Below are 22,245 nucleotides of genomic sequence, written 5' to 3' on the forward strand. Positions count from 1 at the left end.
GAAACTTCACGCGGCGACCGCGAAACTGCGCAACTTTACCCAGACAGTGTCATAATGTCAAACCGCGAGGCGCAGCCAGCGATATAAGTCCGCATTATAATAAGCACAGCCATGACAAAACAGCCCAAAATCGACCCCCACGCCGCCCGTGAGGCACGCAAGTATGAACTCCCGATCAAGAGCCGGGAGTTCATCCTGGAGCACCTGCAGGCGCGCGAGACTCTCCTCAGCCTGGAGCAGATCGCGCGCGAACTCGACATCAACGACGAGACGGGCATCGAGGCGCTGCGCAAGCGTCTGAATGCCATGGAGCGCGATGGCCAGCTGGTGCGCAACCGGCGCGGCCGCTACGGCGTGGCCAGCAAGATGAACGTGGTGCGCGGGCGCGTCATCGGTCATCCGGACGGCTACGGTTTCCTGGTGCCTGATGACGGCAGCGAGGATCTGTTCCTGTCAGCCAAACAGTTGCGCTCGGTCATGCACGGTGACCGGGTGATCGCCAAGGTGATCGGCGTCGACCGCCGCGGCCGACGCGAGGGCGCCCTGGTCGAGGTTCTCGAGCGTAATACCCATCAGGTGGTCGGTCGCTATTTCAGCGAGGGTGGACTCGGCTTCGTGGTCGCCAGCAACAAGCGCATCAGTCAGGACATCGTCATCCCGCCTGACCAGCGCGGTGGCGCGAATGACAGCCAGATCGTGGTGGCGGCCATCACCGAACAGCCGAGCCAGCATTCCCAGCCGGTGGGGCGTGTGGTCGAGGTGCTGGGAGATCGCATGGCGCCCGGCATGGAGATCGAGGTTGCCATCCGCACCCACGAATTGCCTGACCGATGGCCGGAGGCGGTGGAACGTGAGGCGGCGGTCTTTCCCGAGTCGGTGCCGGCGAGCGCCGTATACGGGCGCGAGGACCTGCGTCTGTATCCCCTGGTCACCATCGACGGGGAGGACTCGCGCGATTTCGACGACGCCGTCTATTGCGAGCGCAGCGGGCGCGGCTGGCGCCTGATCGTCGCGATCGCCGACGTCGCGCACTATGTGCAGCCCGGCTCCGCGCTCGACAAGGAAGCGCTCAACCGCGGCAATTCAGTGTACTTTCCGCAGCGTGTATTGCCGATGCTGCCGGAGGCGCTGTCGAACAACCTCTGTTCCCTGCGTCCCAGGGTCGACCGCTTGTGTCTGGCCTGCGAGCTCACCGTGAGCCGCGCCGGGAAGATTGTCGGTTACCGCTTCTTCGATGCGGTGATGTGTTCGCATGCCCGCCTGACCTATAACGAGGTGGCGGCCATGCTGGTGGAAGGCAATCCGCAACTCGTCGAAACGCACCGGGATTTGCTGCCTCATCTGGAGGATCTCCATCAGGTCTACAAGGCCCTGCTGAAGGAGCGTGAGAAGCGTGGGGCGATCGATTTCGACAGCAAGGAGACGCGCATCATCTTCGGGGACCGGCGCAAGATCAGCAAGATCGTTCCCTTGGTTCGCAACGACGCACACCGGTTAATCGAGGAGTGCATGATCGCGGCGAACGTGGCGGCGGCGGCGTATCTCCTCGAACAGGGGATTTCGATCGTATACCGCACGCATCCCCAGCCGGATCAGCAGAAACTCGAGGATGTGCGTGGATTCCTCGGCGGCCTCGGCCTGAGGCTCGCGGGCGGAGAGCAGCCCCGCGCGCGCGATTACGCGCGCCTGATGACCGAAGTGGCGGAACGCCCCGACCGTCGCCTGATCGAAACCGTGCTGCTGCGCAGTCTGCCGCAGGCGATGTATACCGCGGAGAACATCGGGCACTTCGGGCTTGCGCTCGAGGCCTATACCCACTTCACTTCGCCGATCCGCCGCTATCCGGACCTGCTGGTACACCGGGCGATCCGCCACGGCCTGAGCGGACAGCCGGCGGAGGATTTCAGCTACAGCGCTTCGGACATGCAGACGCTGGGCGATCACTGTTCGATGACCGAACGGCGTGCCGACGAGGCGACGCGCGATGCCGTGGACTGGCTCAAGTGCGAGTTCGTCATGAGCGAAATCGGCAAGGAGTTCGACGGCATCATCACCGGGGTGACCAGTTTCGGCCTGTTCGTCGAACTGGACGACATCTACGTGCAGGGGCTGGTGCATGTCACCACCCTCGGCGACGATTATTATCAGTTCGACCCGGTCAAGCACATGCTTTATGGTGAGCGCAGCGGGGTGACCTTCCGTCTGGCCGACAAGATCCGCGTCAAGGTGGTCCGCGTCGATCTCGACGAGCGGTCCATCGATTTCGTGCTGGCCGAGCCGGATTCGGCGCGGAAGGGCGCGGCGCGTTCCGGCGGCAAGGGCCGTGCGCGCACGGGCGGCGGGGCGAGCGCCCGCGGCGCCAAGAAGAGTCGCGGCCGGACACGCTGAGCGACGCTGTGAGCGGCAAGGGAGTGGAAGGCGCGCTGTATGGCATACACGCCGTGCTGGGCGTGTTGAGGCGTCGCCCGGAGGTAATCCGGAGCCTGTGGCTGGCGCAGGAGGCGCGCAATCCGCGCCTGGACGAGATCCGCACACTCGCCCAGAGACATCGCATCCCGCTCAAGAGCGTCAACTCCGATGAGCTCGACCGACGCGCCGGAGGAGAACGTCATCAGGATGTCCTCGCCCTGTTCGACCCTGCCGGCATTGCCTATTCCGAGCATGAGCTGGATACCCTACTCGAACAGGCGGGACCCAAACCCCTGTTGCTGGTGCTCGATGGCGTGCAGGATCCGCACAACCTAGGGGCCTGTCTGCGCACCGCCGACGCGGCGGGGGCGGATGCGGTCATCGTCCCGCGCGACCGCGCGGTCGGGATTACGCCGGTGGTATGCAAGGTCGCGAGCGGTGCGGTCGGACATGTCCCCTTCGTGCAGGTCACCAATCTCGCGCGCACCCTGCGGCGCCTGCGCGAGGCGGGAGTTTGGCTGGCGGGCACGGACATGGAGGGGGATACCCCCGTGCACCGGGCCGATTTCGATCGCCCGCTGGCCCTGATCCTGGGTGCCGAAGAGAAGGGCCTGCGCCGGCTGACGCGCGAGGCCTGCGACTGGCTGGTTTCCATCCCCATGGCGGGCGCGGTCGAGAGCCTCAACGTCTCGGTGGCGGCGGGAATCTGCCTGTTCGAGGCCCGCCGCCAGCGCCTCCTTGCCGAAGTAAGTAAATGATTTACAGGTAATTGCATCCGGTGCTGGATTCCACTAGAATAGCCGCCCATGTAATCCCGGTTACATGACAATTCGATCAACTCCTTGCCTTACCGCCGCGGGCGGAAGGCTGCCAATCCGTAAGGAGCGCTATGAGACACTACGAAATCGTGTTTCTGGTCCACCCTGACCAGAGCGAACAGGTCCCTGCCATGATCGAGCGCTACCGCTCGACCATCGAATCCGGCGGTGGCAAGATTCACCGCCTGGAAGACTGGGGCCGACGCCAGCTCGCCTACCCGATCAACAAGGTCCACAAGGCGCACTACGTGCTGATGAACGTCGAGGTCGGCAAGCCGACACTGGATGAACTGACCAGCGCGTTCCGTTTCAACGACGCCGTCATCCGCAATCTGGTGATCCAGCGTGACGAGGCGGCTACCGAACCGTCACCTCTGGCCAAGGTTGCCGGCAGGGAAGAGGGCTCGGAGTCCCACGCGCGCAGTGCCCGACCGGCTGCCTGAGGGTTACGCGCCCGCCGCGCAGGCGGTGAACCGGGTGGTACTGGAGGGCGAGGTGTGCCGGGCGCCGCAGACGCGCCTGAGTCCGGCCCGGATTCCGCTTACCCGTTTTACCCTTGAACACCGGTCGCGGCAGGCTGCTGCGGGCATCGAACGTGAGGCGCGGTTGCGGCTGGTCGTTGTGGCTGCGGGCGCCGCGGTGAGCCGCGATGCCGCGGTGTTGCAGCCGGGGGATCGCGTGCGGGTCGAGGGCTTCCTGACCCGCGGCAGTTACCAGGCGGAGGAACGGGACCTCGCCCTGCAGGCCGATGAGATCAGGCGTCTGTAGCAGTCCGGCGGTCTTTTCAGATATACCTATTTTTGACTTTTGACAGAGGAAGGAACATGAGCGATTCGAATCCGAGAGAACGTGATCGTGGCGAGCGTGGCGAGGGCGGCCGTGGCGGCCGTGGTGGCGGTCAGTTTCGCCGCAAGAAGTACTGCCGTTTCACCGCGGAAGGCATTAAAGAGATCGATTACAAGGATGTGCAGCTGCTGAAGAATTATGTGCTGGATACCGGGAAGATTGTTCCCAGCCGCATCACCGGCACCAGCGCCAAGTATCAGCGTCAGCTGTCCACCGCGATCAAGCGCGCACGCTATCTGGCCCTGCTGCCATACAGCGACTCGCACGCGTAAGCGACGCTCGACGCCGCCGTATGCAACGGCGTGCGGCGACCACAGGAAAGGGAGAAGCAGGGCGGCCACATGCGAGCAATCGCGGAATTCATCTTGCGCGGGCGTGCTCCGGCGTTGCTGGTGATCGTCGCCGGCGCCATGCTTACCGCGCTGTTGCCGATCTTCAACCATGTGAGCGGCGGGGCGCTGGCGTTGACGGCCCTGCGCAACGGCCCGCGCGAAGGCCTTGTGCTGGCGCTGGCGGCGGCGCTGGTCGTCGCCGTGGTAGCGCTCGTGGCCTCATTCGAGGCCGCCCGGATCGAGACCTTCCTGTTCATTCTTGCGCTGCTGGTCTGGCTGCCGCTGCTGGTGGTCGCGCAGGTCTTGCGCAACAGCCGTTCCATGGGGGCCGCGCTCGCGGCGGCGGCGGCGGTGTCCGCGCTGGTTGTGATCGGGTTCCATATGGTGGTGGGCGAAACGCAGACCTGGTGGCGTGGCGTGATGCAGGAGATGCTCGTGCCGATGCTGCAGCAAGCGCATACCGGACTGCCGGCGACGGATCTGGACAAGCTGGTCGATACGCTGGCCAAGGTGATGACCGGGATTCTGGGAGCGACGGTGTTCTATACCGCGATGACGAATCTGTTCATCGGACGCTGGCTCCAGGCCCTCGTGTACAACCCGGGCGGATTTCGCTCCGAATTCCATGCCATTCACCTCGGACGCTGGATGGCCGGAGTGGCGATCGTGCTGCTGGTGCTGGGCAATTTCGCCGGCGGCGGACTGGCCGACGTGTCGCTCGACCTGTTGTTTCTGGTCGGCGCGGTCTACTCCCTGCAGGGGTTGTCGCTGGTGCACGGCGTGGTGGCCGTGACCCAGGCCCACGTCGCATGGCTGGTGGGCTTGTATCTGCTGATGTTATTCGCACTGCCGCAGGTGGTGCTGGTACTTTCCGCGGCCGGTTTCGCGGACAGCCTGACGGATTTTCGTGCTCGCCTGAGCAGGAAGCACGCGCCGGCGGCGAATCGGGACGAGCCACCGCCGCCCGGGCCGGACAGTACGACGTAATTGATACTGGTAGGAGATGGGTATTCGGGTAGAGGGTGATGACAAGCGGCGGTGATGAGCTAACTGGTTGTAATCTCACGTGACTCATTACCCATTGCGCATTACCGTTCAAGTCGGATTATAGTTAAGCGAGCAACGAGGTAGACGACAATGCAAGTGATTCTGCTGAACAAGGTGGAAAACCTGGGCAATCTGGGCGACGTGGTCAACGTCAAACCCGGGTATGGACGCAATTTTCTCATTCCGACCGGCAAGGCCGCGCCGGCGACGGAGGATAACCGCAAGGCCTTCGAGGCCAGACGCGCCGAATACGAGCGCGCGGCGGCGGATGCGCTGGCTGAAGCCCAGGCGCGCCGTGACCGGCTGGCCGGCATGACCGTGGTCGTGACGCGCAAGGTCGGCGACGAAGGCAAGCTGTTCGGCTCGGTCGGAACCAGCGATATTGCCGATGCCTTCACCGCGCTCGATATCCTGGTCAAGAAGTCCGAGGTGCGCCTGTCGAACGGCGCGATCCGGCAGACCGGCACCTACGAGCTCAGTTTGCATCTTCACCCCGAGGTCAACGTCGACGTCAAGGTCGAGGTGGCGGGCGAAGAATAATCCCCCTGCCGTCAACGGCCATGGGAGCGTAAACAGAGGTGCAGGTTATGCAGGAACTCGCAAGCAACCCGGCCGGCGCGACGCGCATGACGGATTCGCTGCGGGTCCCTCCGCACTCGCTCGAGGCGGAGCAGTCCGTGCTCGGCGGCCTCATGCTGGACAATTCGGCCTGGGATACGGTCGCGGATCTGGTCACGGAAGGCGACTTCTATCGCCACGACCACCGGCTCATCTTCCGTGCCGTGAGTACCCTCTGCGCGCGCAGCGAGCCGGTTGACGTGGTGACGGTCTCCGAGTGGCTGGAGCAGCACAAGGAACTGGACAAGGCGGGCGGGCTCGCCTATCTCGCGGAGATCGCCAACAGCACCCCGAGCGCGGCCAACATCAAGGCCTACGCCACCATCGTGCGCGAGCGCTCCGTGCTGCGCCAGCTGATCCATGTCGGCACCGAGATCGGCAACGCGGCCTTCAACACGGAAGGCCGCGACTGCGCCCAGCTGCTCGACCATGCCGAACAGATGGTCTTCCGCATCGCGGAACAGGGCCGGCCCAATCAGAATAACTTCCGCTCGATCCGTGATCTGCTCGTCGACGTCACCGATCGTATCGACAAGCTGTACCACCAGGACACCCCGTATACCGGCGTGCCGACCGGTTTCACCGATTTCGACGAGCGCACCTCGGGCTTGCAGTCCTCGGACCTCGTCATCATCGCCGGCCGTCCTTCCATGGGCAAGACCAGTTTCGCGATGAACATCGCCGAGCATGCCGCCATCAAGAGTCGGGTGCCGGTAGCGGTATTTTCCATGGAAATGCCCGGTGAGCAGCTCGTCATGCGCATGCTTTCCTCGCTCGGACGTATCGACCAGCACCGGGTGCGCACCGGGCGCCTGAATGACGAGGATTGGCCGCGCCTGACCTCGGCGATGAGTATCCTGAGCGAGGCGCCGCTGTTCATCGACGATACCCCGGCGCTCAACCCGACCGAGCTGCGCGCGCGCGCGCGCCGCATCAAGCGCGATCACGGTCTCGGCCTGATCGTCATCGATTACCTGCAACTGATGCAGGTACCCGGCACCAAGGAGAACCGCACCAATGAGATCTCGGAGATCTCGCGCTCGCTTAAGGCCCTGGCGAAGGAGCTGCAGGTGCCGGTGGTCGCGCTCTCCCAGCTCAACCGTGGTCTTGAGCAGCGCCCCAACAAGCGCCCGGTCATGTCCGACCTGCGCGAATCCGGCGCCATTGAGCAGGATGCCGATCTCATCACCTTCATCTACCGCGACGAGGTCTACCACGAAGACAGCCCGGACAAGGGCATCGCCGAGATCATCATCGGCAAGCAGCGCAATGGTCCCATCGGCACCGTGCGCCTGACCTTTCTCGGGCCGTACACGCGGTTCGAGAACTATATCCAGGATTCCTACAGCGAGGCCTATGCATGACCCGTCCGGTGCGGGCGGCGATCGACCTCAAGTCCCTGCGCGCGAATCTGCAGCGCGTGCGTGCCGCCGCGCCGCTCGCGCGCGTGCTGGCGGTCATCAAGGCCAATGGCTACGGTCACGGGCTGGCGCGCGTGGCAGAGGCACTGCATGACGCCGATGCCTTCGGCGTTGCCAGCGTGGAGGAGGCGCTGGTGCTGCGCGAGGCCGGCATCGCGCATCCAATCGTCATGCTGGAAGGCTTCTTCGAGGCGGGGGAACTCGCCGAGATCTCCCGCCACAGGCTCTCCGTCGTGATCCACCATGAGCAACAGCTGCAGATTCTCGAGAAGACCGAGATCGCGCGGCCGATCTCGGTCTGGATCAAGATCGATACCGGTATGCACCGCATCGGATTTCCGCCCGGGCAGGCCGCCGCGATCTACCAGCGCCTGCGCGACAGCAACAAGATCGCGGCGCGCATCCGCCTGATGACGCATCTGGCCAATGCGGACGACCGCAATGATGAATATACCGCACGGCAGCTCACCGAATTCCTGGGTGCGATCGACGGCCTCGACGGCGAGCGCAGCGTCGCCAATTCGGCCGGGGTGCTGGCCTGGCCGCAGACGCATATGGAATGGGTGCGCCCAGGTATCATGCTGTTCGGAGTTTCTCCCTTTCTGGACGGCGTCGCGCAGCAGGAGGGGCTCAGCCCGGTGATGACGCTGAGCTCGCGTCTGATCGCGATCAACCGGTTCAGGCGCGGCGACGCCATCGGTTATGGCGGGAGCTGGATCTGTCCCGAGGACATGCCCATCGGCGTCGTCGCGATCGGCTACGGCGACGGTTATCCGCGCAGTATGCCGGCGGGCGCCCCGGTGCTGGTGCGTGGACAGCGCGCGGCGGTGGTCGGGCGCGTCTCCATGGATATGCTGTGCATCGACCTGCGCGATCTTCCGCAAGCTCAGATCGGCGACGAGGTGGAGCTCTGGGGACGGAATCTTCCGATCGAGGAGGTCGCCCGTCTCGCCGGGACCATTCCCTATGAACTGCTGTGCGGCATCACCCAGCGCGTGCCGATCATCGAGCAGGGGTGAAGTAGACCGTGGCCGTGAAACCCGGGAACAGATTTTAATATCTGTCCCCTCCGGCAGCGTTAGGGTGGGCACGTGATTAGTGCCCACGCAGGAACACGGGGACAGATTGTGAAATCTGTCCCCTCTGGCTACGGCAGGCGGGCACAGGGTTCGCGCCCACGCGGAATATACTGGGGATAGATTTTGAATCGGTCCCCTCTGGTGGCAGCATGAGGAACCTCGCGCGATGAGTACGGTCAAGACACGCGGCGGCGTACGGACGATCTATACCTGTACCCAGTGCGGCGCCCAGGCCCCCAAATGGGCGGGGCAATGCGGCGAGTGCGGGGCCTGGAACAGTCTGGTGGAAGAGGTGCAGAGACCGGTTGCCCCGCGTCGACGCGGCGGTTTCGCCGGCGCGCCGGCCGAGACCGGGAGCCGGCTGCTGGCCGAGATCGAACCGGCGCACGAGATGCGTGTCGCGACCGGACTGGATGAACTCGATCGCGTGCTCGGCGGCGGCCTGGTGCGCGGCTCGGTGGTGCTGATCGGCGGCGATCCCGGCATCGGCAAGTCGACCCTGTTGCTGCAGACGCTGGCCGCATTGTCGCAATCCCATTCCACCCTGTATGTTACCGGCGAGGAATCCCTGCACCAGGTCAGCCTGCGCGCCCAGCGTCTGGGGCTCGATGCAAGCAGGCTGCGGGTTCAGGCCGAGACCGGTGTGGAGCAGGTGCTGGCCCAGGCGGCGAAGGACAAGCCCGCCGTCATGGTCATCGATTCCATCCAGACCATGCATACGGGCGAGCTTCAGGCCGCGCCCGGCGCGGTGAGTCAGGTGCGTGAATGCGCCGCGCAGCTTGTGCAGTACGCCAAACAGACCGGTAGCGCGCTGTTTCTCGTTGGCCATGTCACCAAGGAGGGCGTGCTCGCCGGGCCGCGCGTGCTCGAACACATGGTGGATACCGTGCTCTATTTCGAGGGCGACTCCGGCAGCCGTTACCGCGTGATCCGCGCGGTGAAGAACCGTTTCGGCGCAGTGAACGAAGTCGGCGTGTTCGCCATGACCGAACAAGGCCTGCGCGGCGTGAGCAATCCCTCCGCGATTTTCGTCTCGCGCCATGAGGCCCCGGTCTCCGGCAGCGTGGTGATGGTGACGCGCGAGGGCAGTCGACCCCTGCTGGTCGAGGTGCAGGTCCTGGTCGCCGAAAGCCACGCGCCGAACCCGCGCCGCCTCGCCGTGGGACTCGATCCCAACCGCCTCGCCATGCTGCTCGCCGTGCTGCAGCGCCACAGCGGTGTGGCGATGTACGACCAGGATGTATTCGTCAACGTGGTGGGCGGGGTCCGTATCACGGAGACGGCGATCGATCTCGCCGTCGTGCTCGCCGCGCTGTCCAGTCTGCGCAATCGGCCGGTGCCGAGCGATACGGTCGTCTTCGGCGAGATCGGCCTCGCCGGCGAGATCCGCCCGGTACCGAACGGCCAGGAGCGCCTTAAGGAGGCCGCCCAGCATGGCTTCCGGCGCGCCATCGTCCCGAAGGCGAATAAGCCCGCCAGAGGCTCGGTGTCCAACATCGAGGTCATCGCTGTGCAACGGCTGGATGAAGCGGTTGCGCAGTTATGAACACCCACAGGCTTGCAGGAGATTTTCCCGTCAATTTTTTGTCGGGCTCAGTTTTTGGCAATTTTGATCCTGGGTATTCATCGATTCACGGTTAGATTCCGGGTTTTGTATTTGCATTCCACCTATATACTTATAAAATCAGATTCTTGAGAGGGGGAGGGCTGGCAATGGAGACTGTATATAATGTTCTTGCGACAGACCTCGGCGTTTCTGATTTCATGTCTTGTTCTTCTTCTTGTTGTTCTTTCGCCTACGGCTAGGGCCCAGTTTGATCCTATCGCCCACTGGACCTTTGACGAACAGTCAGGTGTGGTAGCGGAGGACACTTCCGGCAACGGCAATACTGGCACTCTGATCGGCGATCCGGCGCGGGAGGCGGGCCGGCTGGGCGGCGCCCTCTCGTTCGATGGCGTCGACGACTATGTCGCGACGACGCTGATTCCCTTCGATCCGAGTATTAGAGACTTCACGGTGGCGCTGTGGTTTCGCGTCGACGCACGTGGCAGCGACGAGCACCTGATTTCCCAGGGTGACGGCTCGGGCACCGGCCGAGGATGGCTGGGCAACGACGTGAGTCGCGGCATATACAGTTTCCTGGGTCGGGTCAGGACAGATACGCAGTTCATCCCTGAGTTGGGTCAATGGCATCATGCCGCTCTGACGAAATCGGGGACAACAGTCCAGATTTACGTGGATGGTCAACTTAAGGCGACCAATCCCGATGTAAAAGTGGAACCGGCCGACGGCACGTTGTTTCTGGGATCGAACAAGACCGCGACGCTGGGGCATTTCAACGGTGCGTTGGATGATGTCCGCGTCTATGACGAGGTTCTGGATGCCGCGACGATACGCGCACTCTACGATAGCGGAGCATCCACCTCGCTGATTGCCCACTGGACCTTCGACGAGCCATCGGGGACGGAGGCGGAGGACGTTTCGGGCAATGGCAACACCGGGACGCTGGTGGGCGACCCGATCCGGGTGGCGGGCCAGCTGGGCGGGGCCTTATCGCTGGACGGTATCGACGACCGCGTCGATACGGTGAGAGCACCGTTCGATCCCAGTGCCACGGATTTTTCCCTCTCGATGTGGTTTCGAGTCGACGCCCAAGGCAGCGACGAGCACCTGATTTCCCAGGGTGACGGTTCGGGAATCGGCCGGGCATGGCTGGGCAACGACGTCAGTCGCGGCATATACAGTTTCCTGGGTCGGGTCAGGACAGATACGCAGTTCATCCCTGAGTTGGGTCAATGGCATCATGCCGCTCTGACGAAATCGGGGACAACAGTCCAGATTTACGTGGATGGTCAACTTAAGGCGACCAATCCCGATGTAAAAGTGGAACCGGCCGACGGCACGTTGTTTCTGGGATCGAACAAGACCGCGACGCTGGGGCATTTCAACGGTGCGTTGGATGATGTCCGCGTCCATGACGAGGTTCTGGATGCCGCGACGATACGCGCACTCTACGATAGCGGAGCATCCACCTCGCTGATTGCCCACTGACCTTCGACGAGCCATCGGGGACGGAGGCGGAGGACGTTCTGGGCATGGCAACACCGGGACGCTGGTGGGCGACCCGATCCGGGTGGCGGGCCAGCTGGGCGGGGCCTTATCGCTGGACGGTATCGACGACCGCGTCGATACGGCGAGAGCGCCGTTCGATCCCAGTGCCACGGATTTTTCCGTAGCATTGTGGTTCCAGATCGAGGATCTGGATGATGAGCACTTTATCTCGCAAACTGACGGCACGGGGACGGGGAGGGTATGGCTCGCGAAGGATGCCCGGCTTGGACTCTATAGCAATCTCGGCAACAAGATTACAAGTTCGCTAATTCCGCCAGTTTCCGGTCAATGGCATCATGCAGTACTGACCAAGGCCGGGATGACGCTCAGGATCTATGTCGACGGTTCGTTGAAGACGATAAACGGCGACGTCCTCGTAGAGCCGGCCGATGGTTTCCTGCGTTTGGGTTCAAAGAAGACCGGAGCCAGTAATTTTCTCCGCAGCCTGCTAGATGATGTCCGGATCTACAACCGTGCGCTGAACGAGCAGGAGGTTGTGGAGCTTTATCAAACTGTCTCATGGCAGGCATGGGCCCGCTGGGAAACTGCACTGGCAAGCAGTGTTTCATATCGCAACCCGTATTCGGATGTCACAGTCTCCGTGGCCTATACAGGCCCTAACGGTGAAGTATTTACCGGGAATGCCTACTGGGATGGTGGAAACATATTCCGTCTGCGTTTCATGTTCCCAACGCCTGGTACCTGGGTCTGGACTACATCTTGTTCAGATACCGGGAATACTGGGTTACATAATCGTTCAGGAACGGTGACCGTTGCGCCCTATACCGGATCAAACATCCTGTATGAGCGGGGTTACATAAAGGTAGGTGCAACTGATCGTTATCTGACCTACAACGATGGCACTCCATTCCTGTGGCTTGGAGATACCGCCTGGTCAGCTCCAATCGCGGCGACACAGGCTGAGTGGGAAGCCTATGTACAACTGCGCAAGGCGCAGAAATTCAATGTCATCCAGGTGCACAGCCGGGACGGATGGGTAAAGCTGACCACGGACACTGATGGCAATCCACCCTTCACGGGATCCGGGGCAACATTGGCCTGGAATCCCGACTATTGGCGCGGGGTGGAACGGAAAGTTCAGTATGCCAACGAGCAGGGTCTGATTGTATATTTCACTGCTGTACGCCAGCCTGCGCTGGATTTTCCGGAGACCGATTCAGTTGAGGTGGCGCGATTTGCGCAGAATCTGGCTGCACGCATGATGGGAAATTTCGTCGTCTATTCTCCCATTGCCGATGATGTATGGACAAGCATGGCCGACGTATCTGGTAATGCGCTTGCTTCGAGCTCGTCGATGCATCTGATTACGGCGCATCCGCGCTTTTTCCTGACACCAGCGCAGACATTCCACGATCGCGCGTACATCGACTTCGCCGGTTTGCAATCGGGAAATGGCTGGACGTACGATCCATATATCCCCGAGCCGCGTCGGCCCTTCGATGCCACACTGGCGAGTCAGGCCGCGATCGAGTGGACCCAGACCTTGTATAACCAGGTGCCGATAAAACCCGTCATAAATCAGGAAGTGGTGTACGACAGCCGGAATCTTCAGGCCAGTGATACTGTGAATTACCTGCAGCCCTATCCCGCCAGGTTGCCCAGAAGTACGGCATATCTCGCCATGCTTTCGGGTTCTGCGGGCATAACCTATGGCGCCGGCGGTGTATGGAACTGGGGCCAGAATGTGGGGAATGCCACCGCCGGTTGGTCACTGGCGGAATCCCTGGCAAGACCCAGCGCGACACAGATGCAATATATGTACGAGCTGTTTTCCGGGCTGAATTGGTGGGATCTGGAACCTGCCCACGGTCTGATTCAGAATCAATCATCTGACTGGCTCGCCAGAATGGTGGTGGCCAGAACCCGGGATGGTGGTTTGGGCGTGGCGTATCTTCCGGATAACGATGGCATCATATTGGATATGTCAGATTTCAGTGGTCCCATGAGTGTTCGCTGGTTCAATCCAATTACAAATGTATCGCTAGTCGATCCAACCCAGGTGATGAACACGGGAAATCATGCCTTCGCAAAACCCGGGGGCTGGTCTGACGCGGTGCTAGTGCTTCAGCGCTGAGCCGACGCATTTCCAAGAAAGGATCATCCGCCGGTCTGTGCCATCTTCAGCATAGACCGGCGGGATACTATTCCAAGGGCGCATCGTAGCCGATGCCGCTTGCTTTTCTGTTGAGATTGAGGGAAATTCATTACGTTGCCTGCCCCGGCGGATGCTCGAGCGGCGGGCGGCTTTCCGCGTCAACCAGGAGAGGTGGGCGAGCATGGCCCGTAAACCCGAGATAAAGAACGACAATCTTCAGTATCGGCTGTTGCGCGAAGGCCACATCAAGGAATTCAATGAGAGCAGGGCGCGTGGCGAACGCGGCGACCTGACGTCCAGTGATTTTCGCGGCATCGACCTGCGCGGCATCGACGCTGACGGCATCGACCTGAGCGGCTGCTATTTTCGCCAGGGAGACCTGCGCGGCATCGACTTCACCAATACGATCCTGGAGGGCGCCAGCATCCATGCCGCCAAGATCTCGGGCACCTACTTTCCGAAGGAACTCAGCGCGGAAGAGATACTGCTTTCACTTCAGCACGGCACCCGCCTGCGGTACTTCAGGAAATAATCCTCCCGTCTCCGGCCGACACCCGCCGTCGCCGATCCACCCCGACGTCCCATATTCCGGCGCCCGCGATCCCGGGGCGTGATCGGGCGCTTTTCCAGTACTGCATCCCCCGCTGACCCTGGCCACGAGGCTAACGTTTCGGCGCCATTGTGCCGATTCCAGCATCAGCCCGATTGAAATTCGTGTGTGAACACATGACATATATATGGAGTAAACCTAGAAATCATCTTTATAAATCTTTTTATCATATTGATTATTAAACATAATAGGCGTATATTTCTTGTCACATTCCCTGCCAAGACCGAGCGGCGGCATGAAAACCCGCGCCAGATATCAAGCCCTTGTCCTGATGTGCATTTCTCTGCTGGCGGGGGGGTGCAGCAGCTCGGAAACCGGGATGCCGGGCGGCGGTTCCTCCACGCCGACCGATCCGCTCGCGGTCGATGAGATCACCTCGGAGAATGCGCTCGCGCTGTCGCGATCCTCGCTGGATCTGGTTACCCGCCTGGTCGTGATCGGGCATATCGCGATCGCGATGGTCAAGGATGGCATGGTCGTGTTGAACGATCCCGACCGGGCCCAGGGCGATCTGGTCAATATCCCGGAATGTGCATCGAGTCCGGCGGGGTACGGACCGGAAACCAACCGCATCACCTACATGGTATACGGCGAGGGTTTTCGCCTGCCGGCCGGCGACTCGCTGCACGTTCCATTCTCGCAGTGCACAGTCGAGGGGAATCTGGTCGACAATTCTTTCCTGGATATCGCCGGACTCGAGATCAGCGGAGACCCTTCGGCCGCTTCCGGCAACTGGAGCATCGAGGCGCTGCTGTCACTCGGCCCCATGCAGTTCATCAATGACAACGCAACGCTGACCTCGATCACCGACAGCATGACAATGACGGCGACCCGCAGCAATGGTGTCCTGAGCATAACGCTCGCGGTCGGTGCGGATGTCGGCAGCGGCCAGACCGGTGGGCTCAACGCACAATTGTTGTCCCATCCCTTCATTTCGGGCGTGCGGGCGATCAACTATCAGCTGCGACCGTTTTATCTCGTCGTCAGCCAGAACGGAAACAGCGGGGATTACACCGTATCCGTGCAGTCGCACCCCACGGACGGCGCCAGCATCCTGAACCGATACGTCTCGAATCCCAGCAGCGAAATCCCGCTTCGTGTCGTGACCACCTCGCCGGTGCTATGGGATAGCGGGCGACCGGACGATTTGTCCGACACTCCGACTTCAGGTGCGGTCCGGTTCAGCGAGACCAATTGCACGAACTGCGGCAGCATACTCGCCACCGTCCAGAGTGACGGCGTCGCCCTGACGGTGAACGACGGCGCGGCCGTTACCAGCGACATTGTCGAGTGGGCCACGCTGGTCTCGCCGCCCGATCTCGAAGCCAGTCCCTAGGCTCCCGCGGCGTTCGCGCGCATTCCGGGTATTATCCCGATATTGCCCCATGCGGACAGGCACAGGAAGTGCCGTTGCACGTCCGCTCAGCTCAGCAATCCATCCAGCACCCGTTCATAGATCCGCGACAGGGCTTCAAGGTCGTCGACGCTCACATGCTCGTCGATCTTGTGGATGCTCGCATTGAGCGGGCCGAGTTCCACCACCTGAGCCCCGGTGGGCGCGATGAAACGCCCGTCGGATGTCCCACCGGAGGTGGACAGGCTCGTGTCGTGTCCGGTGACCGCGCGCACCGCGGCGCGCATGGCGTCCACGAGTTCCCCGGGCCGTGTCAGAAACGGTTCGCCCGACAGGCGCCATTCCAGCGTGTAATCGAGCGGGTGCCTCTTCAGTACGGACTCGACCCTGGCCTTCAGATCTTCCGCCGCGCTCTCGGTGGAGTAACGGAAATTGAACAGCGCCTCGATGCGTCCCGGGATGACATTGTCGGCCCCGGTGCCGGCGTTGAGATTCGAGAATTGAAAGGTCGTGGGCGGAAAGAACTCATTGCCCTGGTCCCATTGCAGCGCGCACAGCTCGGCGAGCGCCGGTGCCAGGCGGTGGATCGGGTTGTCGGCCAGGTGGGGGTAGGCGATATGGCCCTGTACGCCCCGGACGATGAGCTTCCCTCCGAGTGAGCCGCGACGTCCATTCTTGATCACGTCGCCGAGCCGCTTTTCGCAGGTCGGTTCTCCCACCAGGCAGCAGTCGATCTGGGTTCCGTGCTGGGTAAGATACTCCATCACCTTGCGCGTACCGTCGATTGACGGGCCTTCCTCGTCGCTCGTGATCAGAAAGCCAATCGAACCCCGATGGACGGGATGGGCGTCGATGAAGCGCTCGCAGGCGGTGATCATGGCGGCCAGGCTGCCCTTCATGTCGGCCGCGCCACGCCCGTAGAGGCGGCCGTCACGTACCGTGGGGACGAACGGGTCCGAATGCCACTGATCGAGCGGCCCGGTCGGCACGACGTCGGTATGGCCCGCGAAGACGAACAGCGGTGCCGCCTCGCCGTGGCGGGCCCAGAAATTCTCCACATCGCCGAAGGGCAGTCGCTCGACGTGGAAGTCCAGGGCCTCGAGGCGCTCGATCATGATTTCCTGGCAGCCCGCATCCTGCGGGGTGACGGAAGGACAGGCAATCAGGCGCTTGGCCAGTTCTAGGGTCTCGGACATGGGGCTGGGCTTCTGCTTGGGTTATGACTCGATTTCAGCGGTAGGTCACGCGGCGCACATACGCCTGCCGCGGCTATTATAGGTCATGCCCGTGCACCCCGGACACCCTGTGGGGCGGCTGTCCTGATGTTATGCGGCGAGTCCAGTGCCGCTCGGATGAATCATGCGATGAATATGGTTTCGCCATGGTCGCTCGAAGTTCCCCGGGAGGACAACCCGATGGGCCGCACTATTTTAAAGCGCCGCGGGATGGTAATGTCGTCTGCTGGTGCGCTTCTTCGGGTTCGTCTCTCGGTTCTATTCGTCGCATGCGGGCATCACAATCGGGATAATATCTCCTGTTATATCTCATGTTTATCAATTAAGTCATTATTTTAATTTTTATTTGATAATTTTTTTCTGGTTCGGGGATGTAGTGTGTGGCGGTGGAAATTCTGCCGGGGAAGAGTTGGCAATAAACCTGCAATGACGTGCAAGCATGGCGAAATCGTGGATGGGGAAGATGTTCTGCGCCCGGAAGGCGGCGCGGTAAACAGCGTGGCGCTGGATGTGGCCGCTGATGGCTGGGACGCGGCCCTGAGGTTGGTCTTCCGACGCGATGGCGCGCGCACGGTGCTCGCGCGCCGGTCTTCCTGCGGGCCGCTGCAGGTTCAGCGTCCGTTCTATCCCGGGGATGGCGTCTGCCACGTCTATCTGCTGCACCCGCCGGGAGGCGTGGTCGGCGGCGACCGGCTGGAGATCCGCGCTGAACTCGACAACGGAGCGCAGGTGCTGCTGACCACGCCGGCCGCAGGCAAGTTCTACCGCAGCGGAGGACGCATGGCGGCGCAGCTTCAGCACTTCACGGTTGCGGAAGGCGCCGCGCTCGAGTGGCTGCCGCAGGAGACCATCGTGTTCGATGGCGCGCGCGCACGCGGCACGACACGGGTTGAACTCGCTCACGGGGCGAGCTTCCTCGGCTGGGAGATCGTCTGTCTCGGGCGGCCGGCGGGAGGCGAGCGGTTCACGAATGGAGTGTTCATACAGGGCATGGAGGTGTATCGCCAGGGACGGCCCTTATTGCATGAGTGCAGCCGCTTCGACGGTGGCGGCGCCATCCTCGATGCGCCGTGGGGATTGAACGGTTGCCCGGTCAGCGGCACGCTGGTCTGCACTGGGAGAGACGAGGCCGATCTTGCCGTGGTGCGCGAGTCCTTGGGCGAGGACGGATGCGACGAGATGACCGGGGCCACGCTGCTGGAGGATGTGCTGCTGGTGCGTTTTCTCGGTACGCAGGCCGAACGTGCGCGCGAGCGTTTCCTGCGGGTATGGGAGGCGTTGCGGCCCAGGACATTCGGCAGGCCGGCATTGCGTCCGAGGATCTGGAATACATGAGGTTTCGCGAAGGGTAATGGGTAAACGGTAACAGGGCAGGGTGTCTGGAGTGGAAAGTCTCCATCACCCATCGCCAGACGTTCGTCAAACAGCCAGGAGAATGCGAAGTGGAGCTGACCCCACGCGAGAAAGACAAGCTGCTGATCTTCACCGCCGGGCTGCTGGCCGAGCGGCGCAAGGCCCGCGGCCTCAAGCTGAACTATCCCGAGGCGATCGCCTATATCTCGGCGGCTATCCTCGAGGGCGCGCGTGATGGTTGCAGTGTGGCGGAACTGATGAGCTACGGCGCCACGCTGCTGACGCGCGCGGATGTGATGGACGGGATCGCCGAGATGATCCCGGAGGTTCAGGTCGAGGCGACCTTCCCCGATGGCACGAAGCTCGTCACCGTGCATAACCCGATCGTCTGAAGAACCCGAGGATGGTGATGTGAGGCAAGGTTCCGGGATTTCCATCACCCATCACTCATTCCCTATCACCCCTTGTCATACCGGCTAACGAGGAGACCAGAATGATTCCCGGCGAAATCAGCACCGCGGACGGCGAAATCGAACTCAACGCCGGGCGCGATACCGTGACACTCAGCATCGCGAACTCCGGTGACCGGCCGATCCAGGTCGGCTCGCATTACCATTTCTACGAGACCAACGCGGCGCTGGCCTTCGACCGCGAGCAGGCGCGCGGCTTCCGCCTCAATATCCCGGCCGGCACCGCGGTGCGCTTCGAGCCGGGCCAGTCGCGCACGGTCGAACTGGTGCGCTACGCGGGCGCCGGGCGCGTCTACGGATTCAACGCAAAGATCATGGGGAAGCTCTGACGTGACTACGATACTGCGGCGCGCGTACGCGGAGATGTACGGGCCCACGGTCGGCGACCGTGTCCGGCTGGGGGATACCGAGCTCTGGCTCGAGGTCGAGCAGGACCGCACGGTCTACGGCGAGGAGGTCAAGTTCGGCGGCGGCAAGGTCATTCGCGACGGCATGGGCCAGAGCCAGGCCAGCGCGAAACAGGTGGTCGATTGCGTCATCACCAACGCGCTGATCGTGGACCACTGGGGCATCGTCAAGGCGGATATCGGCCTCAAGGACGGGCGCATCGCGGGCATTGGCAAGGCGGGCAACCCCGATGTCCAGCCCGGGATCGATATCGTCATCGGTCCCGGCACCGAGGTCATCGCCGGCGAGGGCCTGATCGCGACCGCCGGCGGCATCGATGCCCACATCCACTTCATCTGCCCGCAACAGGTGGAGGACGCGCTGATGTCCGGCGTCACCACCATGATCGGTGGCGGCACCGGACCGGCGGCCGGCACCAACGCCACCACCTGCACGCCGGGGCCGTGGAATATCGCCCGGATGCTGCAGGCCGCGGATGTGCTGCCGATGAACCTCGGTTTTCTCGGCAAGGGCAACGCAAGCCTGCCGCAAGCCCTGGAAGAGCAGGTCGCCGCCGGGGCGATGGGTCTGAAACTGCATGAGGACTGGGGCACGACGCCCGCCGCGATCGACAACTGCCTGGAGGTGGCGGAAAAGTACGACGTGCAGGTCGCCATCCACACCGATACTTTGAACGAGTCGGGTTTCGTCGAGGATACGCTCGCCGCCTTCAAGGGGCGCACCATTCATACCTATCACACCGAAGGCGCCGGCGGTGGCCACGCGCCGGACATCATCAAGGCCTGCGGTGAGGCCAATGTGCTGCCGTCGTCCACCAATCCGACGCGCCCCTATACGGTGAACACGGTCGACGAGCACCTCGACATGCTGATGGTATGCCATCACCTCGATCCGGGCATTCCGGAGGATGTCGCCTTCGCCGAGTCGCGCATCCGGCGCGAGACCATCGCCGCGGAAGACATCCTGCACGACCTCGGCGCCTTCTCGATGATCAGTTCGGATTCGCAGGCCATGGGCCGCGTCGGCGAGGTGATCACGCGCACCTGGCAGACGGCGCACAAGATGAAGGTCCAGCGCGGCGCGCTCGCGGGCGATCCCGCGCGCCACGATAATGGACGCATCAAACGCTACGTCGCCAAATACACCATCAATCCGGCGATCGCCCACGGCGTCGCCGCCGATGTCGGCTCGATCGAGACCGGAAAGCTCGCCGACATCGTGCTGTGGCGCCCGGCCTTCTTCGGCGCCAAACCGTCGCTGATCCTCAAGGGCGGCCTGATCGCCGCCGCGCCTATGGGCGACCCCAATGCCTCAATCCCGACGCCGCAACCGGTGCACTATCGACCCATGTTCGCCGCCCTCGGCGGGGCCTGCGCCGCGACCAGCGTGACTTTCGTGTCGCAGGCCGCGCAGCAGTCGGCGGTCGGCAGTCGCCTGGGCCTCAGGAAGCGCACGGTGCCGGTGTCCGGGACCCGCAATATCGGCAAGGCCGATATGATCCACAACGATTACCGGCCGCGGATGGAAGTCGATGCGCAGACCTACCAGGTGCGTGCCGACGGTGAGTTGCTGGTATGCGATCCGATGAGCGTGCTGCCACTGGCGCAGCGGTATTTTCTGTTTTGAAGATGTGAGGAGTGAGGTGTTCAAGAATAAACGCTTGCCTTTCGAATCCGTCAATGGGTCTCGCCGATTATTAGGACGTATGTTTCCTTTGCTCCTCACTCCGCACATCTCGCCGAACGATGTTGAAACTGACCGCAATCGTTCAATCCACTGAGGCCCCTGCCGCCATGCTGACGCTGAGCTTCGACCAGCGCCAGCGCAGCCGTCTGCGCGTGACGCTGGACGACGGGCGCGAGGCCGCGTTGCTGCTCGAGCGCGGCGCCGTACTGCGCGGGGGGTGCTGTCTGCGTTCGGACGACGGGGTCATCGTCCGGGTCATTGCCGCACCGGAGCCCGTGTCCACGGTCCCGTGTCCGGACCCGTACCTGCTGGCGCGTGCCTGCTACCACCTCGGCAACCGCCACATCCCGCTGCAGATCGGTACCGGCTGGGTGCGGTATCAGCAGGACCACGTGCTGGACGACCTTGTGCACGGCCTCGGCCTGCGGCCGGTGGCGGAGTCCGCGCCCTTCGAGCCGGAGGCCGGGGCCTATGGCCATCATGCCCCTGAGACGGGTGGCGGCACGGAACCCTCGCTTGCCCCCGAAGGGCGCGTCAGACCGGAGGAACACGCGGCGCTGCACGAATCCGCCCACGCATTCGGTCCGGCGTTGCTGGCGCTGCTGCGCCTGACGAGTTCGTCCCTGCCGGTGGGTTCCTTTGCCTATTCACAGGGCATGGAATACGCCGTGGAACACGGCTGGATCAGCGACGAGGCGAGTGCGCGCGCCTGGATCGCGGGCCTGTTGCGGCACAGCCAGGCCCTCCAGGACATGCCGCTGTTGCTGCGCCTGTGCCGGGCCTGGGAGTCGGATGATGCCGCAGAGGTACAGAGGTGGAATGCGCGCCTGCTGGCCGCGCGCGAATCGCGCGAACTTCGCGCCGAGGAACTCAATGTCGGCACGGCCCTGGCGCGCCTGCTCGCCGATCTCGGCGTGGCCAGGGCGGGCATGACGCCGTCGGAACAAGTCCCGAAGACGACAGACGGGATGCCGCCCTTGGGATATCTCGCGATGTTCGCCCTGGCCTGTGTCGAATGGAAAATTCCGCCGCGGGATGCGGTCTGCGGATACCTGTGGTCCTGGTGCCAGAACCAGGTTACCGCCGCGATCAAGCTGGTGCCGCTGGGCCAGACCGCGGGTCAGCGCATCCTGCAGACCCTGATCGAGTCGATCCCGGCCGTGGCCGATCAGGCCTTCGCGCTGGAAGACGAGGATATCGGTTTCACCGCCCCCGGTCTGGCGCTCGCAAGCGCCCGGCACGAGGGGCAGTACACACGGCTGTTTCTGTCTTAGAACCGGATGCGGGGACAGATTTATAAATCTGTCCCCATTTACTGAGTCCTTAGTCCT

General features: G+C 62.8%; 20 protein-coding genes. 19 read left to right on the forward strand and 1 reads right to left on the reverse strand.

What is annotated here, in order from left to right:
* The first annotated feature begins 111 nt into the window (after positions 1–111).
* The 14 genes from rnr (at position 112) to IPM20_03230 (ending at position 15,744) form a co-directional block, all read left to right on the forward strand.
* Positions 112–2,388, forward strand: coding sequence for a ribonuclease R (rnr, locus tag IPM20_03165; protein ID MBK9130630.1), 2,277 nt, complete (start codon positions 112–114; stop codon positions 2,386–2,388).
* Positions 2,389–2,411: 23 nt separating this feature from the next.
* Positions 2,412–3,167 carry a 23S rRNA (guanosine(2251)-2'-O)-methyltransferase RlmB gene (gene rlmB / locus IPM20_03170; protein ID MBK9130631.1) on the forward strand — a complete coding sequence of 252 codons (756 nt, stop codon included), beginning with the start codon at positions 2,412–2,414 and terminating at the stop codon, positions 3,165–3,167.
* Positions 3,168–3,298: 131 nt separating this feature from the next.
* The gene (rpsF, locus tag IPM20_03175; GenBank protein MBK9130632.1) at positions 3,299–3,670 is read left to right on the forward strand and encodes a 30S ribosomal protein S6; all 372 of its coding nucleotides are present in this window, start codon (positions 3,299–3,301) and stop codon (positions 3,668–3,670) included.
* Positions 3,671–3,695: 25 nt separating this feature from the next.
* On the forward strand, positions 3,696–3,995 hold the full coding sequence (gene priB / locus IPM20_03180) for a primosomal replication protein N (protein ID MBK9130633.1): 300 nt from the start codon (positions 3,696–3,698) through the stop codon (positions 3,993–3,995).
* A 56-nt stretch (positions 3,996–4,051) separates the two neighbouring features.
* Complete coding sequence (rpsR, locus tag IPM20_03185; GenBank protein MBK9130634.1) at positions 4,052–4,345, forward strand: 30S ribosomal protein S18; 294 nt, start codon at positions 4,052–4,054, stop codon at positions 4,343–4,345.
* 69 nt (positions 4,346–4,414) lie between these two features.
* The gene (locus tag IPM20_03190; protein ID MBK9130635.1) at positions 4,415–5,392 is read left to right on the forward strand and encodes a hypothetical protein; all 978 of its coding nucleotides are present in this window, start codon (positions 4,415–4,417) and stop codon (positions 5,390–5,392) included.
* A gap of 150 nt (positions 5,393–5,542) precedes the next feature.
* Complete coding sequence (gene rplI, locus IPM20_03195) at positions 5,543–5,992, forward strand: 50S ribosomal protein L9 (GenBank protein MBK9130636.1); 450 nt, start codon at positions 5,543–5,545, stop codon at positions 5,990–5,992.
* A 47-nt stretch (positions 5,993–6,039) separates the two neighbouring features.
* On the forward strand, positions 6,040–7,434 hold the full coding sequence (dnaB, locus tag IPM20_03200) for a replicative DNA helicase (GenBank protein ID MBK9130637.1): 1,395 nt from the start codon (positions 6,040–6,042) through the stop codon (positions 7,432–7,434).
* A complete protein-coding gene (alr, locus tag IPM20_03205; protein ID MBK9130638.1) occupies positions 7,431–8,510 on the forward strand; it encodes an alanine racemase in 1,080 nt (359 codons plus the stop codon). Before dnaB ends, alr begins: the two co-directional genes overlap by 4 nt.
* Positions 8,511–8,736: 226 nt before the next feature.
* Positions 8,737–10,116, forward strand: a complete 1,380-nt coding sequence (gene radA, locus IPM20_03210; GenBank protein ID MBK9130639.1) for a DNA repair protein RadA — start codon at positions 8,737–8,739, stop codon at positions 10,114–10,116.
* Positions 10,117–10,299: 183 nt separating this feature from the next.
* On the forward strand, positions 10,300–11,622 hold the full coding sequence (locus IPM20_03215; GenBank protein MBK9130640.1) for a LamG domain-containing protein: 1,323 nt from the start codon (positions 10,300–10,302) through the stop codon (positions 11,620–11,622).
* A gap of 64 nt (positions 11,623–11,686) precedes the next feature.
* Positions 11,687–13,777: a DUF4038 domain-containing protein gene (locus tag IPM20_03220; GenBank protein ID MBK9130641.1), complete on the forward strand. Its 2,091-nt coding sequence runs from the start codon at positions 11,687–11,689 to the stop codon at positions 13,775–13,777.
* A 202-nt stretch (positions 13,778–13,979) separates the two neighbouring features.
* Positions 13,980–14,330 (forward strand): pentapeptide repeat-containing protein, encoded by a 351-nt coding sequence (locus IPM20_03225; GenBank protein ID MBK9130642.1) that lies wholly within the window; start codon positions 13,980–13,982, stop codon positions 14,328–14,330.
* Between the two features lie 397 nt (positions 14,331–14,727).
* A complete protein-coding gene (locus tag IPM20_03230; GenBank protein MBK9130643.1) occupies positions 14,728–15,744 on the forward strand; it encodes a hypothetical protein in 1,017 nt (338 codons plus the stop codon).
* Positions 15,745–15,830: 86 nt separating this feature from the next.
* Here the strand turns inward: IPM20_03230 and dapE are convergent, their stop codons facing one another.
* On the reverse strand, positions 15,831–16,958 hold the full coding sequence (gene dapE / locus IPM20_03235) for a succinyl-diaminopimelate desuccinylase (GenBank protein ID MBK9130644.1): 1,128 nt from the start codon (positions 16,956–16,958) through the stop codon (positions 15,831–15,833).
* Positions 16,959–17,423: 465 nt separating this feature from the next.
* Here dapE and IPM20_03240 point away from each other — a divergent pair, with 465 nt between their 5' ends.
* The 5 genes from IPM20_03240 to ureE all read left to right on the forward strand — a co-directional run bounded on the left by IPM20_03240 (position 17,424) and on the right by ureE (position 22,188).
* Positions 17,424–18,332 carry an urease accessory protein UreD gene (locus IPM20_03240; GenBank protein MBK9130645.1) on the forward strand — a complete coding sequence of 303 codons (909 nt, stop codon included), beginning with the start codon at positions 17,424–17,426 and terminating at the stop codon, positions 18,330–18,332.
* A 107-nt stretch (positions 18,333–18,439) separates the two neighbouring features.
* Positions 18,440–18,742 (forward strand): urease subunit gamma, encoded by a 303-nt coding sequence (ureA, locus tag IPM20_03245; GenBank protein ID MBK9130646.1) that lies wholly within the window; start codon positions 18,440–18,442, stop codon positions 18,740–18,742.
* 101 nt (positions 18,743–18,843) lie between these two features.
* Positions 18,844–19,149: an urease subunit beta gene (locus tag IPM20_03250; GenBank protein MBK9130647.1), complete on the forward strand. Its 306-nt coding sequence runs from the start codon at positions 18,844–18,846 to the stop codon at positions 19,147–19,149.
* Between the two features lies 1 nt (position 19,150).
* Positions 19,151–20,854 carry an urease subunit alpha gene (ureC, locus tag IPM20_03255; protein MBK9130648.1) on the forward strand — a complete coding sequence of 568 codons (1,704 nt, stop codon included), beginning with the start codon at positions 19,151–19,153 and terminating at the stop codon, positions 20,852–20,854.
* Between the two features lie 122 nt (positions 20,855–20,976).
* Positions 20,977–22,188, forward strand: a complete 1,212-nt coding sequence (gene ureE / locus IPM20_03260; protein MBK9130649.1) for an urease accessory protein UreE — start codon at positions 20,977–20,979, stop codon at positions 22,186–22,188.
* Positions 22,189–22,245: the final 57 nt, after the last annotated feature.

It is taken from the genome of Gammaproteobacteria bacterium, from assembly GCA_016716465.1.
GTDB lineage: Bacteria > Pseudomonadota > Gammaproteobacteria > SZUA-140 > SZUA-140 > JADJWH01.

Bases quoted from the DNA above. Each gene is read 5' to 3' on its own strand.
- rnr (MBK9130630.1), top strand. From the start codon at position 112: ATGACAAAACAGCCCAAAATCGACCCCCACGCCGCCCGTGAGGCACGC.
- rpsF (MBK9130632.1), top strand. From the start codon at position 3,299: ATGAGACACTACGAAATCGTGTTTCTGGTCCACCCTGACCAGAGCGAA.
- rpsR (MBK9130634.1), top strand. From the start codon at position 4,052: ATGAGCGATTCGAATCCGAGAGAACGTGATCGTGGCGAGCGTGGCGAG.
- IPM20_03190 (MBK9130635.1), top strand. From the start codon at position 4,415: ATGCGAGCAATCGCGGAATTCATCTTGCGCGGGCGTGCTCCGGCGTTG.
- rplI (MBK9130636.1), top strand. From the start codon at position 5,543: ATGCAAGTGATTCTGCTGAACAAGGTGGAAAACCTGGGCAATCTGGGC.
- dnaB (MBK9130637.1), top strand. From the start codon at position 6,040: ATGCAGGAACTCGCAAGCAACCCGGCCGGCGCGACGCGCATGACGGAT.
- alr (MBK9130638.1), top strand. From the start codon at position 7,431: ATGACCCGTCCGGTGCGGGCGGCGATCGACCTCAAGTCCCTGCGCGCG.
- radA (MBK9130639.1), top strand. From the start codon at position 8,737: ATGAGTACGGTCAAGACACGCGGCGGCGTACGGACGATCTATACCTGT.
- IPM20_03215 (MBK9130640.1), top strand. From the start codon at position 10,300: ATGTTCTTGCGACAGACCTCGGCGTTTCTGATTTCATGTCTTGTTCTT.
- IPM20_03225 (MBK9130642.1), top strand. From the start codon at position 13,980: ATGGCCCGTAAACCCGAGATAAAGAACGACAATCTTCAGTATCGGCTG.
- IPM20_03230 (MBK9130643.1), top strand. From the start codon at position 14,728: ATGCCGGGCGGCGGTTCCTCCACGCCGACCGATCCGCTCGCGGTCGAT.
- dapE (MBK9130644.1), bottom strand. From the start codon at position 16,958: ATGTCCGAGACCCTAGAACTGGCCAAGCGCCTGATTGCCTGTCCTTCC.
- IPM20_03240 (MBK9130645.1), top strand. From the start codon at position 17,424: ATGACGTGCAAGCATGGCGAAATCGTGGATGGGGAAGATGTTCTGCGC.
- IPM20_03250 (MBK9130647.1), top strand. From the start codon at position 18,844: ATGATTCCCGGCGAAATCAGCACCGCGGACGGCGAAATCGAACTCAAC.